Source organism: Sinorhizobium americanum (assembly GCF_001651855.1).
In the GTDB taxonomy this organism is placed as follows: domain Bacteria; phylum Pseudomonadota; class Alphaproteobacteria; order Rhizobiales; family Rhizobiaceae; genus Sinorhizobium; species Sinorhizobium americanum.
Window position 1 is genome coordinate 275257 of record NZ_LNQC01000081.1, and the last position, 16458, is coordinate 291714.

Annotated in this window: 14 protein-coding genes; 11 read left to right on the forward strand and 3 right to left on the reverse strand. The window is 62.4% G+C overall.

Features of this window, described 5'->3' with window-relative positions; translation table 11 throughout:
* Positions 1–73: 73 nt before the first annotated feature.
* From ATC00_RS29780 to ATC00_RS29790, 3 genes are all read left to right on the forward strand, one after another.
* On the forward strand, positions 74–1363 hold the full coding sequence (locus ATC00_RS29780) for a DUF6638 family protein (protein ID WP_064255399.1): 1290 nt from the start codon (positions 74–76) through the stop codon (positions 1361–1363).
* A 3-nt stretch (positions 1364–1366) separates the two neighbouring features.
* Positions 1367–2587, forward strand: a complete 1221-nt coding sequence (locus tag ATC00_RS29785) for a DUF2333 family protein (RefSeq protein WP_037387432.1) — start codon at positions 1367–1369, stop codon at positions 2585–2587.
* A gap of 86 nt (positions 2588–2673) precedes the next feature.
* The gene (locus ATC00_RS29790; protein WP_037387430.1) at positions 2674–4353 is read left to right on the forward strand and encodes a formate--tetrahydrofolate ligase; all 1680 of its coding nucleotides are present in this window, start codon (positions 2674–2676) and stop codon (positions 4351–4353) included.
* Positions 4354–4374: 21 nt separating this feature from the next.
* Here the strand turns inward: ATC00_RS29790 and ATC00_RS32715 are convergent, their stop codons facing one another.
* A complete protein-coding gene (locus ATC00_RS32715) occupies positions 4375–4884 on the reverse strand; it encodes a DUF1993 domain-containing protein (protein WP_037387428.1) in 510 nt (169 codons plus the stop codon).
* A 151-nt stretch (positions 4885–5035) separates the two neighbouring features.
* Here ATC00_RS32715 and ATC00_RS32720 point away from each other — a divergent pair, with 151 nt between their 5' ends.
* Positions 5036–5506: a YiiD C-terminal domain-containing protein gene (locus ATC00_RS32720; RefSeq protein WP_037387426.1), complete on the forward strand. Its 471-nt coding sequence runs from the start codon at positions 5036–5038 to the stop codon at positions 5504–5506.
* Here ATC00_RS32720 and ATC00_RS29805 read toward each other — a convergent pair.
* The gene (locus ATC00_RS29805; protein WP_037387424.1) at positions 5503–6324 is read right to left on the reverse strand and encodes an extensin-like domain-containing protein; all 822 of its coding nucleotides are present in this window, start codon (positions 6322–6324) and stop codon (positions 5503–5505) included. The genes ATC00_RS32720 and ATC00_RS29805 overlap by 4 nt on opposite strands.
* A gap of 247 nt (positions 6325–6571) precedes the next feature.
* Between ATC00_RS29805 and ATC00_RS29810 the strand changes: the two genes are divergently transcribed.
* The 5 genes from ATC00_RS29810 to queF all read left to right on the forward strand — a co-directional run bounded on the left by ATC00_RS29810 (position 6572) and on the right by queF (position 12771).
* Positions 6572–8683, forward strand: a complete 2112-nt coding sequence (locus ATC00_RS29810; protein ID WP_064255400.1) for a TonB-dependent receptor domain-containing protein — start codon at positions 6572–6574, stop codon at positions 8681–8683.
* Between the two features lie 126 nt (positions 8684–8809).
* Complete coding sequence (gene trpLE, locus ATC00_RS33225) at positions 8810–8854, forward strand: trpE operon leader peptide TrpLE (protein ID WP_178385068.1); 45 nt, start codon at positions 8810–8812, stop codon at positions 8852–8854.
* Between the two features lie 114 nt (positions 8855–8968).
* A complete protein-coding gene (locus ATC00_RS29815) occupies positions 8969–11158 on the forward strand; it encodes an anthranilate synthase (RefSeq protein WP_064255401.1) in 2190 nt (729 codons plus the stop codon).
* Positions 11159–11337: 179 nt separating this feature from the next.
* The gene (locus tag ATC00_RS29820) at positions 11338–12249 is read left to right on the forward strand and encodes a cation diffusion facilitator family transporter (RefSeq protein WP_037387921.1); all 912 of its coding nucleotides are present in this window, start codon (positions 11338–11340) and stop codon (positions 12247–12249) included.
* A gap of 57 nt (positions 12250–12306) precedes the next feature.
* Positions 12307–12771, forward strand: a complete 465-nt coding sequence (queF, locus tag ATC00_RS29825) for a preQ(1) synthase (protein WP_037387419.1) — start codon at positions 12307–12309, stop codon at positions 12769–12771.
* A gap of 35 nt (positions 12772–12806) precedes the next feature.
* Here the strand turns inward: queF and ATC00_RS29830 are convergent, their stop codons facing one another.
* Complete coding sequence (locus ATC00_RS29830) at positions 12807–13385, reverse strand: HupE/UreJ family protein (protein WP_037387418.1); 579 nt, start codon at positions 13383–13385, stop codon at positions 12807–12809.
* A gap of 230 nt (positions 13386–13615) precedes the next feature.
* On the opposite strand from ATC00_RS29830, the gene ATC00_RS29835 reads away from it, so the two are divergent.
* On the forward strand, positions 13616–14200 hold the full coding sequence (locus tag ATC00_RS29835) for an ATP-dependent Clp protease proteolytic subunit (protein ID WP_037387919.1): 585 nt from the start codon (positions 13616–13618) through the stop codon (positions 14198–14200).
* A gap of 480 nt (positions 14201–14680) precedes the next feature.
* On the forward strand, positions 14681–16390 hold the full coding sequence (gene leuA, locus ATC00_RS29840; RefSeq protein ID WP_064255439.1) for a 2-isopropylmalate synthase: 1710 nt from the start codon (positions 14681–14683) through the stop codon (positions 16388–16390).
* Positions 16391–16458 lie beyond the last annotated feature (68 nt).

Below are 16458 nucleotides of genomic sequence, written 5' to 3' on the forward strand. Positions count from 1 at the left end.
GCGAGCGGGGAGAGGGCCAGGGTGAGGGGCGGACGCCGACGTACAGCTGCCACGCGTCGGGGGGCGTTGCCCCATGAAACGCCTTCTCGAAGCCGAGCTCATCTATGGGCGGCTGCTCGATATTTCCGAGCCGCATCTCGTTGCGCGCTATAACAAGGCGCTCGAAGGCTTCGGGCTGAAGCCGACGGGGCTCGAGCGGTTCAGCATCGATATGACCGGCTTTTCGCCCGAAATTGCCCAGGAACTCGGAGACCGCGACTATCTCGACCCGAACCGGGTCAATCGGCGCTTCATCATCCTGACGCCCGCCCAGGCGGACCTGCCGGTGGTCCATACGAGCTTTTCCAACACCGCGGCGCTGATGCATGAATTCTTCAACGCCAACAGCCGGGCGATCAACGCCGTCACCATCAAGGATGCGCTCTATGGCGAGATCGAGGACTCGGTGTCGGTGGTCGAGGACATCGACGATCTGCTGTCGATCAACGAGGTCCGCTTCCGCGTGCTTTCCGCCGAGGACATGCTCGGCAAGGCGGCTGAGCTCCGCGAGCTCGTCGACCGGCTGAAAAAGGTGCCGCATGCATGGGCGGACGACGCCATGCTGGACCGGATGGTGGAACTCGCCAAGCGGACCGGCGACATCCGCCAGAATTCGCTGGTACCCGAGGAACTGGTGTTTCGGCACGAGGCCTTCTGGGCCAATCATTTCGGTGGCGTCTATGTCTTCCTCGACCAGAAGACGACGACGGTGATCTGCGACCCTTCCGTGCCCGGCTTCCGCCGCTCGCGACCCTGGCAGGTGAGCTATATCCCGATCGGCGATTACGCGCGCATCTACGACTTCCTGACGACGACGAACCGGCTGCAACTGCCGCAGGCCTCCTGGGTGCAGGATTCGGGCCTGTTCCAGCACCGGGCCGACATGGTGATCCGCGGTCTGATCAACGAAGCCGATCCGGATGCGGATCTGCTGAATGCCGATCGGATCTGGCTGCAGACCTGGATCCATCGCAACGCCGCGCTGGTGGCGCGCGATGGCACCTACCCGTTCCTGCAGGAAGTCGCGCGGGCGATCGCGGCGACGGGGACGGTGAAGATGCAGGAGATCGCCCCGGAAAACCGCTTCCTGCTGGTGCGGGCCGCTCACGACCATACGGACAAATGGCTGGTCAACCAGCTCATTGCGCAGCTCGTCCCGCGCGACTTCGTCTCGCGCTTCGTGTTCGACAAGCAAGGCTTTTATGCTGCCTACGAGCGCTACGGCGAAAAGTTCCGCGAATATGTTGTGGCGACCCTGACGGGCACATATCTGAAAGACAAGACCGCCTTCCGCCACAAGCTCTACGGTCTCAAAGAGGAATAGGACATGCTCGATCCGATCGTTGTGTTTTTTCAGCGCGTGTTCACGGCGATCGGCCGCGGCATAGGTCTCGCGGTCTCCTGGCTCCTCTGGCCCTTCGTGGCGCTCGGCAACTGGTATCGGGCGCGGAGCTGGATCATCAAGGGGCCGATCGGCCTGGTGCTGCTCGGACTGATCTTCTTCTACGGCTATTTCATCTGGCAGACGCAGGCCTGGACGAATTTCGATCCGGACTATGTCAATCGCTACAAGCTCTCCGAGCGCAAGGTGCCGGCGGGGTCGCCGATCAGCGGCCCCGGCGCCACCACGGGACAATCCGGTAGCGCGGCGGCTAGCAGCCAGGCCGCAGCCGTGGTGCCTTCGGACGGATCGACCACCGAAGCGCTCGACATGGCGCAGCTGCCGGCCGGCACGGTCTGCCAGACCTCGGCGACCGTCGATGTCGCGGCCGATCTCATCGACCTCAACGTCAACCAGAACGCCTGGATTTCCTCGATGCTCGCCTACAAGCTCGGCCTGTTCGGGATGGACTGGGACGACACGCCCTGGCTCGACAACAAGGCGTCGTTCCAGCGCGGCATCAACCAGGCGGTGCGCCGCACCACCGTCGAACTGGTCGACTCACTTGGCCGGGTGCGCGGCACCTCCGGCGTCAACAACGACCTGCAGGCCGCACGCGGCAACATTCAGTTCGATGAGGAAACCTGGTACTTCGGCATCAATCCGTTCGGTCCGAAGACCCCGACGCCAAGCTTTTACCGCGCCGCCGAGCGCGACCTCCGGAAATTCAATGTATCGCTCGGCAAATGCGAGGCGATCTTCGACGGCCGGTCCGACAACATGGTCGAGTTCCTCGACCGCATCGCCAACGACCTCGGCAATACGTCGGCGATCATCCGCGAGCGCTCGGAATTCCACAATGGCGGCTGGTTCGATACGCGTGCCGACGACCGTTTCTGGTTCGCCTTCGGCCAGCTCTACGGTTATTACGGCATTCTCTCGGCGGCCGGTGCCGATTTCGAGAATGTCGTCGCCCAGCGCGGGCTGACGCCGATCTATACGGAGACGCTGAAGCAATTGCGCTCGGCGCTGCGTATCCAGCCGCTGATCATCTCCAACGGCCGCGAGGACGGCTGGATCATGCCGACGCATCTGGCGACGATGGGCTTCTATATTCTTCGCGTGCGCTCCAACCTGGTGGAGATGCGCGACATCCTTGCCCGCTGACGGCCGGCATGGCAGCGTAAGCACAAGGAAACGGAGCGCGCATCCGGCAGAGGAGGCGGGATGTACGCACCAAACAGGGGGAAGCCATGGGGGAGGTCAAGTCCGACATCGAGATTGCGCGTGCTGCGCGCAAGCAACCGATCATGGAAATCGGGGCTAAACTCGGCATTCCGCCGGAACATCTGCTGCCCTACGGCCATGACAAGGCGAAGGTGAGCGCGGAATTCATTGCCGCGCAAAAGGACAAGAGAGACGGCCGGCTGATCCTGGTGACGGCGATCAACCCGACACCGGCCGGCGAGGGCAAGACCACGACGACGGTGGGGCTCGGCGACGGCCTGAACCGCATCGGCAAGAAGACGATCGTCTGCATCCGCGAGGCCTCGCTCGGCCCCTGCTTCGGCATCAAAGGGGGTGCTGCCGGCGGCGGTTACGCGCAGGTGGTGCCGATGGAGGACATCAACCTGCATTTCACCGGCGATTTCCACGCCATCACCTCGGCCCACAACCTGCTCGCCGCGCTGATCGACAACCACATCTATTGGGGCAATGAGCAGGCAATCGACATCCGCCGCATTGCCTGGCGGCGGGTGATGGACATGAACGACCGGGCGCTGCGCCAGATCATCGGCTCGCTCGGCGGTGTCGCCAACGGCTATCCGCGCGAGACCGGTTTCGACATCACCGTTGCCTCGGAGGTCATGGCTATCCTGTGCCTTGCCGCCGATATCAAGGACCTGGAAAAGCGGCTCGGCAACATCATCATCGGTTACCGGCGCGACAAGAGCCCCGTCTACGCGCGGGACATCAAGGCGGACGGGGCAATGGCGGTGCTGCTCAGGGACGCAATGCAGCCGAACCTGGTGCAGACGCTGGAGAATAATCCGGCCTTTGTCCATGGCGGCCCCTTTGCCAACATTGCGCATGGCTGCAACTCGGTGGTGGCGACGACGACGGCGCTGAAGCTTGCCGACTACGTCGTGACCGAAGCCGGTTTCGGAGCGGATCTCGGCGCCGAGAAATTCTTTGACATCAAGTGCCGCAAGGCCGGCCTGAAGCCGGACGCCGCCGTCGTCGTCGCCACCGTCAGGGCGATCAAAATGAATGGCGGCGTGAAGAAGGACGATCTCGGCAAGGAAAATATCGAGGCGGTCAGGAAGGGATGCGCCAACCTCGGCCGCCACGTGCAGAACGTCAAGAAATTCGGCGTGCCGGTGCTTGTCGCAATCAACCACTTCACTTCCGATACGGAGGCCGAGGTCCGTGCGATCAAGGATTATGTCAGGACGCTCGGTTCCGAGGCGGTCCTGTGCCGACACTGGGCCGAGGGATCGGCCGGAATCGAGGAACTGGCGCACAAGGTCGTTGATCTCGCCAATGCCGGACACTCGCAGTTCTCGCCGCTCTATCCGGACGACATGCCGCTATTCCACAAGATCGAGACGATCGCCAAGGATATCTATCACGCCAGTGAAGTCATTGCCGACAAGGTGGTGCGGGATCAGCTGAGGACCTGGGAAGACCAGGGCTACGGACATTTGCCGATCTGTATGGCGAAGACCCAATATTCCTTCTCCACCGACCCCAACCTGCGCGGCGCTCCAAGCGGCCATGCGGTGCCGATCCGCGAAGTCCGCCTTGCGGCCGGCGCCGGCTTCGTCGTCGTCATCACCGGCGAGATCATGACGATGCCGGGCCTGCCGAAGGTGCCTTCTTCGGAGAAGATCCGCCTCAATGAGGCGGGCTACATAGAGGGGCTGTTCTGACGGTGGTGCAGTAGTGCCGGCTCAATCGAGACCGCCGATAAAGTCGGCCTTGCCGAGCGGCACGCCCTTGTGGCGCAGGATGTCGTAGGCCGTGGTCAGATGGAAATAGAAGTTCGGCAGCACGAACTTCAGCAGATAGTCGTCGCCGCTGAAGGTCACCTTCAGATTCGGAAAGTTGAGGGTCACCTCGCGCTTCTCGCTGCCCTCCAGATGTTCCGGCGAGACGGTTTCGAAGAACGCCACCGTCTTGTCGATCCGCTGACGCAGATCGGCAAAGCTCTGCTCGTCGTCGGGAAACCGCGGCACCTCGAGTGCCGTCAGCCGGGCGATCGCGTTCTTGCTGGTGTCGCTCGCCCGCTGAATCTGGCCCGATAGCGGCAGCATGTCCGGCGCGAGCCGCGCGTTGAAGAGTGCGTCGAGCGGCGTGCCCGATTCCGCGGCAAAGGCCTCGGCCTTGTCGAGGAGCCTGCCGAGTGCGGAAAAGCCGCGCGCAAAGACGGGGATGGAGAGCGAATACATTGTCAAAGGCATGGGAGTGTTCCTCGTTCAAGGCGTTGTGGCCGGCACCGGAGATAGATCGTATCGCTGTTGCGCGGGTTCAATCGGTAGCGGACATCTTTATCAATCCGAAAGAGAATTTGCGCCGATGCTGGCTCGATTGCTGCGCTACGATGGAAGCACAATGACACCTTCTGAACTACAGGCCTATCTTCGTACACATATCCCGCTCTCCGCTGCGATGCAGGTGGAGGTGGAATCGGCAGAATGGGACCATGTCCTCCTCCGGGCACCCCTGGCGCCGAACATCAACCATCGCGACACGGTTTTCGGCGGCAGCGCTTCGGCACTTTCGATCCTCGCTGCCTGGTCGCTGCTGCATGTCCGGCTTCGCTCGAGCGGCATCGCCAGCCGCCTGGTGATCCAGAGCAACCGCATGGATTATTTGAGACCCATCGGCGGTTCCTTCTCAGCCCGCTCGAGTCTCGAAGAGGCCGACCAATGGCCGGGCTTCCTGCGTCTGCTCGAACGGAGGGGCAGGGCGCGTCTGACGGTGACGGCCGACCTCATGGGCGAGGGTGATGTTGCCGGTCTCTTCTCCGGCGAATTCGTCGCACTTGGATACGGGAACGCGAGCACTGACGGAGGTGGCTAGCGGCAGTAGCGATAGCCGTTCTTCCGTTCGATCACGTCGAAATGCAGGTGTGTTTCATGCGCCGCGTCGCTGCCCGGATCGAGGACGGTCGTGAAGTAGAGGCAGCCGGAGGCGGTCACGGCGCGCTGGAAGGCGCCGGCCAGGGTGCCGTCCTCGTCGCGCGGCTGGATTTCGATGGTCTTGCCATCGGCGAGCGTGAAAGAGGCGATATCGACCGCATTGCCGCGTGCGTGCTCGGAGATCTTTCCCGTCGCTGCATTGTTCCTTAGCCGGCAGACATAGGTCGAGGCTTGGTTCAGCGCCGAAAGACGAGCGTCGGGCCCGAAAGCGACCTTCGCCGCCGGCGTGGCAGTTTCCTTGGCCCAACGGGCGAGTGCCAGGGCGGTTTCGCACCGCATCATCCCCTCGGGCTTGAGGGTGACGCCGGGCAGTATAGAAGTTACTCGGATCGGCTTGTCGATGCCGCAGCCCTTGCCGTCGTCGACGCGGGCAGTCTCCACAAAGGCGCTGCCGATGTCCTTCAGCGCGGCCAGACAGGACGCATAGGCTTTCGGGTCTTCCTTTTCGATCGTAAGAATCGCTTCCTTCGGCAGAGAATCGTCTTTCCAATCCGGCGGTAGGTCTTTGCCAGCCCCGACGTTCAAGTTTTTTTGATCGCTCGCTTGAGGTTCTCTCTGCGGTGCGGCGGGTTTCGGCGTGGGGGTCGGCTGTTCGCCTTGAACTGCGTCAGGCCTTGCCACGGGTAGCGGGCCTTTCTTCGGAAGCGCCGCCCCAGACAGCACCAGGGCGGACATCAGAACCACTCCGACAGCGCGCATGCAGGTCCTTTCCGTTTGTCACGGTCAAACGCACGAAAGGCGATCCTGGTTCAAAATGTGCTGAAACTGAGGAAGAAGGTCGGAAACGTGTCCCCTAAAATTATATTGACTTTTTTAGTCATGTTTTTTATGTGGCCTAAATAAGGCGATGACGTAACCGTATTCGCCGATTCCGACACCTGCCCAGCCAGCCCTTGAGTTTGCCGCTCAACAGCAAGCCCGGCCAACAAACTCAAAGGATTGGTCCATGCTCAACCGGCATCATCGCCTGGCTCTTCTCGCATGCACGGCGACACTCGCGTTGTCCGTCGCCTCCGGCAGCTTCGCGCAAAGCGCGACAACATCCCAGCAGACAGGGGCCGAAGAAGCGGAAGCTTCCAAGAAAGGCGAGACCTATCTCTCGCCGATCGTCGCCAAGGGCGGACGCGAGGCCGATCCCTATGCGAAGCCCGGTCCATCGAGCGTCGTCAGCACGGACCAAATCGAGCTTCAGGCGGGCCAGGAGACCGACGACCTGCTGCGTAGCGTACCCGGCACGTCGACGGCCAACAACCCGCAGAATCCCGGCGTCGCCGTCAATATTCGCGGTTTCGAGGGCTCCGGCCGCGTCAACATGATGATCGACGGCGTGCGCCAGAACTTCCGCTTCACCGGTCACGAGGCCCAGGGCTTCGCCTATGTCGATCCGGCCTTCCTTTCCGAGATCGACCTGACCCGAGGCGCCCTCACCGGCGGCGGCGGCGGGGCGCTCGCCGGCTCGGTCAATTTCCAGACCTATGACATCGAGGACCTGATCCAGGACGGCAAGAATTACGGTGGTCAGGCGGTCGCCACCTACGGCAGCAATGGCGCCGGCTGGTCGGAATCCTTGCTGGGCGCCTATCGCTTCAACGACGTCTTCTCGGTCCTCGGCGGCATCAGCAAGAGCGATCCGGGGAATTACGACAATGGTGACGGCATCGAAGTTCCATTCACCGAAGAGGACCTGCTTTCCGGCCTTCTGAAGGCCGAGATCACGCCGGACAAGGACCATGCCTTCAAGTTCAGCGCGATGTCCTATGACAATGACTTCTTCGCGAACTCCTATTTCCAGAACGTCAGAAACCAGACGGTCAGCGCGAACTACGCCTACACGCCCGACAATGAACTGATCGATTTCCGCGCCAACGCCTACTGGAACCGCCTGCGGATGAAGTACGATACCAACCTCCTGGGAGCCGGCGTCGCGGCGGGGCGGCGCATCACCGACACCGGCACCGGCTTCGATATTTCGAATACTTCGACATTCGATCTGGGCGAGGTGGCCGTCCGCTCCAACTACGGCGTCGAATATTTCCAGGATGACTACGACGTCATCAACAGCACTGCATCACCCAGTGGCGGCGTCAACGGCAGCGGCAAGAACGCGACGACGGGCATTTTCAATTCGACGACCTTCACCTATGGCATCGTCGACCTGACCGCCGGGCTGCGCTACGACCACTTCAACATCGACGGCACCGGATCGGTCAGCGCCGGCAATCCGCTTGGCATGCCCGCGGGCGCCTATAGCGTCGACGAATCGGACGGCCGTCTCAACCCGAGCGTCACGCTTGCGGTCAATGCCACCGATTGGCTGCAGCCCTACGCAACCTATGCCGAGACCTCGCGTGCTCCGACCGTCAACGAAATCTTCGTGGGCGGTTCGCATCCGGGCGGCTTCCAGATGTTCTTCCCCAACCCGTTCCTCCAGCCGGAAATATCCAAGGGCTGGGAAATCGGCGCGAACATCAATCTGGATGACTTCATCGCTACGGGAGACAGCTTCCGCCTGAAGGCGAACTATTTCCATAACCGGGTGGACAACTATATCACTGCGGCTTTGGCCAACGGCGGGATGCAAATATTCTTCGTCAACAATCCCGGGATATCTACGGTTCAGGGCTTTGAACTTCAGGCGGCCTATGATGCGGGCTATGTCTTCGGAGACCTCGCCTACACGCACACGGAGAGCGACCTCCCGTCACAGGTCAACGGCTTTGGCGTACAGAGCTTCCTTCCCGACGACATCGTAAGTGCGACCCTCGGGGCGCGTTTCCTCGAGGAACAGCGCCTCACGGTAGGCACGCGGATCTATGCCGTGTCCAATGCCTTCATCGGCGAGGAGAATGCGGGAGCAAGCGGCTCCGCCACCGTTCCCGGCTACGGACTGGTGGACCTCTTCGCGAACTACAAGTTCGAGAACGGTCTCGAACTCACCGGCAGCGTGACGAACGTGTTCGACAAGACTTACACGCCGGCGTCGAGCACGATCGCCGGCAGCACGGTGGACACCGGCCGGGGTCGGACGTTCCTAGTCACGGCCAAGGCGAAGTTCTAGGCTCCGTTGCCTCGACGACTGCATGGAGAGGCGGCTCGAAAGGGCCGCCTCTTTTCTTTCGGGGCGCGAACATCCGGTGCCGTTTCCCGCTTGCGTGAGGCCGCAAGCCACGCTAACACTTCGCGCATGGCAAACACGCAGAACATTTCGATCTGGTGGTGGGCTCGCTGAGGCGGCCTTGACCAGTCATGCGTGATTGAGACATGAAGCCGCCCGGAGATTTCGAGGCGGCTTTTTTCGTATTCGAGCCGCGTGGAATGACCGGGCTTTTACGGAGCGAGGCGAATGGCAACGGTAATTCTGGAAGACGGCGCGGAGAGTTACACCACGAATAGCGGCATCGTCGTGACGCGCCGGCGGCGCGACGCGTCCTATGCGGATGCGATCGCCTCCTATGTGGACAGGCTCGACGAGCGCCGCGGTGCGGTGTTCTCGTCGAATTACGAATATCCGGGGCGCTATACCCGCTGGGACACTGCCGTCGTCGACCCGCCGCTCGCCATCTCCTCCTTCGGCCGCTCGCTCTGGATCGAAGCCTATAACGGGCGCGGCGAGGTGCTGCTGTCGCTGATCGCCGAGCACCTGAAAATGGTTGTCGACATCACGCTCGGGACGCTGACGGCCCGCCGCCTCGATCTCACCATCAATGAGCCCGATCGCGTCTTTACCGAGGAAGAGCGCTCGAAGATGCCGACGGTCTTCACGGTGCTTCGCGCCGTGACGAACCTCTTCCATTCGGAGGAGGATGCGAGCCTCGGCCTTTACGGCGCCTTCGGCTACGACCTTGCCTTCCAGTTCGACGCGATCGACCTGAAGCTCGCCCGGCCGAACGACCAGCGCGACATGGTCCTCTTCCTTCCGGATGAGATCCTCGTCGTCGACCACTATGCCGCTAGGGCCTGGATCGACCGCTACGATTTTGCCAAGGATGAATTTTCCACCGAGGGCAAGGCGGCGGATATCGCGCCCGAGCCGTTCCGCACCGTCGACAGCATCCCACCGCACGGCGACCATCGACCCGGCGAATATGCCGAACTCGTCGTCAAGGCGAAGGAGAGCTTCCGCCGCGGCGACCTCTTCGAGGTGGTGCCGGGGCAGAAATTCTATGAGCGCTGCGAAAGCCGCCCCTCCGAAATCTCCAACCGGCTGAAGGCGATCAACCCGTCGCCCTATTCCTTCTTCATCAATCTCGGCAACCAGGAATATCTCGTCGGCGCCTCGCCGGAGATGTTCGTGCGCGTTTCCGGGCGCCGCATCGAGACCTGCCCGATCTCCGGCACGATCAAGCGCGGTGACGACCCGATCGCCGACAGCGAGCAGATCCTCAAGCTCCTGAACTCGAAGAAGGACGAGTCCGAGCTGACCATGTGCTCGGACGTCGACCGCAACGACAAGAGCCGCGTCTGCGTGCCGGGCTCGGTGAAGGTGATCGGCCGCCGCCAGATCGAGATGTATTCGCGGCTGATCCACACGGTCGACCATATCGAGGGTCGGCTGCGCGACGACATGGACGCCTTCGACGGGTTCCTCAGCCACGCCTGGGCGGTTACCGTCACCGGTGCGCCGAAGCTCTGGGCGATGCGCTTCATCGAGAGCCATGAGAAGAGCCCGCGCGCCTGGTACGGCGGCGCGATCGGCATGGTCGGCTTCAACGGCGATATGAACACCGGGCTGACGCTGCGCACCATCCGCATCAAGGACGGCATCGCCGAGGTGAGGGCGGGCGCGACGCTGCTCTATGATTCCAATCCGGAAGAAGAAGAAGCCGAAACCGAACTGAAGGCCTCCGCCATGATTGCAGCCATCCGCGACGCGAAATCCGCCAACAGCGCCAAGGCGGCGCGCGACGTCGCGCCCGTCGGCGCCGGCGTGAATATCCTGCTGGTCGACCACGAGGACAGCTTCGTCCACACGCTGGCGAATTATTTCCGCCAGACGGGTGCGACGGTGACCACCGTGCGCACGCCGGTTGCCGAGGAAATCTTCGACCGGGTCAAGCCGGACCTCGTCGTGCTTTCTCCCGGCCCCGGGAGCCCGAAGGATTTCGACTGCAAGGCGACGATCAAGAAGGCGCGGGCGCGTGAACTTCCGATCTTCGGCGTCTGCCTCGGCCTGCAGGCGCTTGCCGAGGCCTATGGCGGCGATCTCAGGCAACTGGCGATCCCGATGCACGGCAAGCCGTCGCGCATCCGCGTGCTGGAGCCGGGCATCGTCTTCTCCGGCCTCGGCAAGGAAGTGACGGTCGGGCGCTACCATTCGATCTTCGCCGATCCATCGAGCCTGCCGCGCGACTTCCTGATCACCGCCGAAAGCGAGGATGGCACGATCATGGGCATCGAGCATGTCAAGGAGCCGGTGGCGGCCGTGCAGTTCCATCCGGAATCGATCATGACGCTCGGCGGTGACGCCGGCATGCGGATGATCGAGAACGTCGTAGCGCACCTGGCGAAGAGGGCGAAGATCAAGGCGGCCTGATGCCGTCACAGACGGGCGGCTAAAGCGGAAGCGCGAGGTTGCGATCGCGCCTTTGACAAGCCGTTCAATATCGCCCATATGGTGCATGAAAATCCGCCTGCGCGAAAACCCGCGCGGGCGGTTTTGCGTTTCAATGGGCATGCATTTGCAACTCGTTTGCATCTGCACGAGGAATGAAGATGACCGCGTCCGACAATCGAACGGTTCTAAGGCTCGCCTTTTGGGGCATCCCGCTCTCTCTCGGGGTCATGGGGCTGAAGCTGCTTGCCTGGTGGGTGACCGGGTCGGTCGCATTGTTGTCCGATGGCCTGGAATCTGTGGTCAATGTGGTCGCTGCGGTGATCGCCTATGCGATGATCGGCTACGCCGCGAAACCGGCGGATGCCGGCCACCCCTTCGGGCATCACAAGGCGGAGTATTTCTCGGCGGTCATCGAGGGTGTCTTGATCGTCGTGGCGGCCCTGTCGATCCTTTGGGAGGCGGTGCCCGAAATGATGGCGCCCTCTTTGCTGCAGGCGCCGGTGCTCGGGCTCGCGATCAACTTCGCTGCCGGTGTCGTCAACGCCATCTGGGCCTATATTCTGATCCGCGCCGGCAGGGCGCATCGCTCGCCGGCGCTGAGCGCCGACGGACATCACATCTTCTCCGACGTGGTCACTTCGGCGGGGGTGCTCGCCGGCCTTGTTCTTGCCGTGGCCACCGGCTATGCAATTCTGGATCCGTTGCTTGCCGTGGTCGTCGCCGCCAACATCCTGTTCCAGGGCTGGAAGGTCATTTCGCGCTCGATCGACGGGCTGATGGACAAGGCCGTGCCGGTGGAGGAAGAAGAGGCGATCACGAAGGCGATCGCCGCCAATGCCGGCGGGTCGCTCGGCGTTCATGACCTGAAGACGCGGCAGGCTGGTCCGGTAACCTTCGTGGATTTCCACATGGTGGTGCCGGAGGCGATGCCGGTCGGCGACGCCCATGATATTTGCGACCGGATCGAGGATGCGATCCGCGCCGTTCATCCGGGCGCGAGGATCGCCATACATGTGGAGCCGGAAGGCGAAAAGGCGCACGGCGTGCGCGTCAAGACCAGAGCGGGATGACAAAAAAAGGGTGTGCGGTGGTTTGTCCGCACCGCTGCGAGCTTAAGGAACCAGAGAATGCCGAAGACCGACGTATCAGGACTTTCACAACTGGGGGCGAAGGTCGATCTGCCGCAGAGCCCCGAAGAGGCGGTGCTCGAACGGGTGCCGAGCGGCCATGAGGGCACGGATTTCGTCGTCCGCTTCACGGCGCCAGAATTCACTTCGCTCTGCCCGATGACCGGACAGCCGGATTTTGCTCATATCGTCATCGACTACGTGCCGAACGGCTGGCTGGTCGAATCGAAGTCGCTGAAGCTGTTCCTGCATTCCTTCCGCAACCATGGCGCCTTCCACGAGGACTGCACCATCGACATCGCTAAGCGGCTGGTATCGCTTCTCTCTCCGAAGTGGCTGAGGATCGGCGCCTACTGGTATCCTCGCGGCGGCATCCCGATCGACGTGTTCTGGCAGACCGGCAATCCGCCGGAGCGGGTCTGGCTGCCGGACCAGGGCGTGCCGACCTATCGCGGCCGCGGCTGAAGCGGCGGGAATCCCGCCGCCCTGCAACGACACCGTCAGCCGAAGATCAGCGCCGCACCCGCCAGCGCGGTGACGCCGCCGAGAAGGCGGGCAAGCGTGCCGTTGCTTGAAAACCTCGCAAGCGCGATACCGAGGCCAAGGCCCGCGGCGTGCAGCAATGCGGTCGCAGCGATGAAGCCGATGGCGAAGGACCAGGCGCCGGCCGACCCCAGTTCGCCGCCGTGGGCATGGCCGTGGAAGAGCGCGAAGATGCCGACGATCGCAGCGGCAGGCGCCACGTCGAGGCGCACGGAGATAGCGACGATCAGGCCGAGGGCGACGACCGAGGCGAGGATCGCCGGCTCGACGAAGGGCAGGGGAACGGCGGCGAGCGCCAGTCCGAAGCCGACAGTCATCATCCCGACGAAGGCAGCAGGAACAGTCCAGAGCGCGCGGCCGCCGATCTGCGCGGCCCAGAGGCCGACGGCGACCATTGCCAGAATATGATCCGCACCGAAGAACGGATGGGAAAGACCGGCCGCCAGCGAACCGTGCTCGACCGGATCGAGGTGCGCGAAGGCGGGCGCCGCGGAAGCCCCGAGTGCGGCGGCGGCAATGAGCATGCGTGTCTTCATTATGGTCCCCACTTGTCGGCGGGCTCGGGAGGCAGCCCGTCCGCTCTGATTACGGGCTGATCTTATTGGGCTTTTCTGCGCTGTCCATACGGCATTTGACGGTGCATCGATTTACCATCGCGACAGCACGCGCGGTTCGAACCTTATTCGCTGGCCGGTTTGCATTGTCATCGGCGTCGAGTCGCATTATCTGACCTTGAGGCATTTTACGAGGAGTCCGAAGAATGCGGATGAACGACGACGACCAGGAAGAAAAGAAGACCGAGCTGCCGCTGGGCAAGGAAACCGAGGCGAACCTTTTCAAGTCGCGTTCGATTTTCATCTACGGAACGATCAACCAGGAACTGGCGCAGAAGGTCTGCTCGCAGCTGGTGGCGCTTGCCTCGGCCAGCGACGAAGACATTCGCATCTTCGTCAACTCGCCGGGCGGACACGTCGAATCCGGCGACAGCATTCACGATATGATCAAGTTCGTGAAGCCGAATGTGTGGACGATCGGCACCGGCTGGGTCGCCTCCGCCGGCGCGCTCATCTTCGTCGCTCCGCCGAAGGAACGGCGCCTTTGCCTGCCGAATACCCGCTTCCTGCTGCATCAACCGTCCGGCGGCACGCGCGGCATGGCTTCGGACATCGAGATCCAGGCGCGTGAAATCATCAAGATGAACGAACGGCTGAACAAGATCTTCTCCGAAGCCACCGGCCAGCCGGTCGAGAAGATCGCCAAGGATACAGACCGCGATTACTGGCTCGGTGCCGACGAGGCGAAGTCCTACGGACTCGTCTCGCGGATCATCACGTCGGTCGCTGAGATTTGATTTCGCAGAGTTGGGGGCGGTACGCGCCCCCTCATCCGCCTGCCGGCCCTACTCCCACCGGCGGGGAGGAGGGACTTGTGGCGGCACCTCCGTTCCACCGCAAGCGATGAGTGGGGCAAAGCAGGCGCGGGCAATCGAAGCCTCAGCTAACACGTGCTACACCCATCAGCTCCCTTGCTCCGCTTCGCCAAGCCGTGTATAGGCACTCTTATGACCAAGGCTTACGCGCACAAGATCTCAGCAATCTTCTTTGGACACGATCACGATCGTGCCCCCTCGCGCGCCTTTGCCTCGCTGCTTCTTCTCGGCCTTACTCGCGGTTGCCGGGTCCGGTGAGGGGCGCCCGGCGGCCGAAAGCCTTGCCGGCAGATGCTCCTCGAACCCCCCTAGAACTGAAACAATGGCGTCAGCCTCGCAATAGGGTCCGTGATCGGCTATTGCATCCGGCAAGCCACGCCCAGTGACGAAGAGAAGCTGCACATGATAGTGAGATCGCATCCCATCAAGACCGGCATGCCAGAGGCCGCGGTGAAATATCAGGCCTATCCGCAGGTCGCCCTGCCGGACCGGACCTGGCCTTCCAACACGATCACCAAGGCGCCGATCTGGTGTTCGGTCGACCTGCGCGACGGCAACCAGTCGCTGGTCGACCCGATGGGGCACGATCGCAAGGCCCGCATGTTCCACCTGCTCGTCGATATGGGCTTTAAGGAAATCGAGATCGGCTTCCCCTCCGCCTCTCAGACGGACTTCGATTTCGCCCGCTGGTGCGTCGAGGAAGGCAACGTGCCTGAAGACGTGTCGCTCCAGGTGCTGGTGCAGTGCCGGCCGGAACTGATCGCCCGCACCTTCGAAGCGCTTCAGGGCGCCCACAGGCCGATCGTGCATTTCTACAATTCGACGAGCGAATTGCAGCGCCGCGTCGTCTTCGGCAAGGATGTCGCCGGCATCAAGCAGATCGCGACCGATGCCGCGAAGATGATCACCGATATGGCGGCCAATGCCGGCGGCGGCTATCGCTTCGAGTATTCACCGGAAAGCTTCACCGGCACCGAGCTGGAAGTGGCGCTGGAAATCTGCAATGCCGTTACCGAGATCGTCAGGCCGACGCCGGACAACAAGCTGATCCTCAACCTGCCCTCGACCGTCGAGATGGCGACGCCGAACGTCTATGCCGACCAGATCGAATGGATGTGCCGCAACCTCGACAATCGCGAAAGCCTGATCATCTCGCTGCATCCGCACAACGACCGCGGTACCGGCATCGCTGCCACCGAATTGGGCCTGATGGCCGGCGCCGATCGCGTCGAGGGCACGCTGTTCGGCAACGGCGAGCGCACCGGCAATGTCGATGTGGTGACGCTGGCCCTCAACATGTTCACGCAAGGCGTCGATCCGAAGCTCGATTGCTCCGACATCGAGCGGATCAAGGAAGTCTACGAATATTCCAACCAGATGGTCATTCCGGAGCGCCACCCCTATGTCGGCGAATTGGTCTACACCGCCTTCTCCGGCTCGCACCAGGACGCCATCAACAAGGGCATGAAGGCGCTGAAGCAGGCCAACAAGCCCACCTGGGAGGTGCCATATCTGCCGATCGATCCGCGCGATGTCGGCCGCAGCTACGAGGCCATCATCCGTATCAACTCGCAATCGGGCAAGGGCGGCATCGCCTATATCATGCAGGAAGACTACGGCATCAACCTGCCGCGCAACCTGCAGATCGAGTTCCGCGAGGACATCCAGCGGATCACCGACGAGGAAGGCAAGGAATTGCCGTCGAAGCGCATCCACCAGCGTTTCATCGAGCGTTATGTCGAGCAGCCCAGCGCACGCATCAAGTTCGTCGATCACCACACCTATCCGGTGGGCGACCACAAGGGGCTCAGGATCGTTGCCGCCGAGATCACCGATCGCGGCGAGACGAAGCGGATCGAAGGCAAGGGGACGGGCCCGATCGATGGGTTCATCAATGCGCTGTCGATCTATCTCGGCATCGAGTTCTCGGTCGCGGACTATTCCGAGCACTCGCTGCAGCACGGCTCGAATGCCGCCGCGATCGCCTATGTGGAGGTAGAGCATCCGGGCGGCACGCTCTTCGGCGCCGGCATCAACACCAACATCGTCGCGGCCTCGCTCGAAGCGATCGTCTCGGCGGCGAATCGTGTTTTGGAGACGGTGGGCCGGTGACCCGAACCTTGCTGCCGCGTGAGTAACAGCCGCCCGTAGGTGCAATTGCCCCTCTCCTCGGGTTTAAC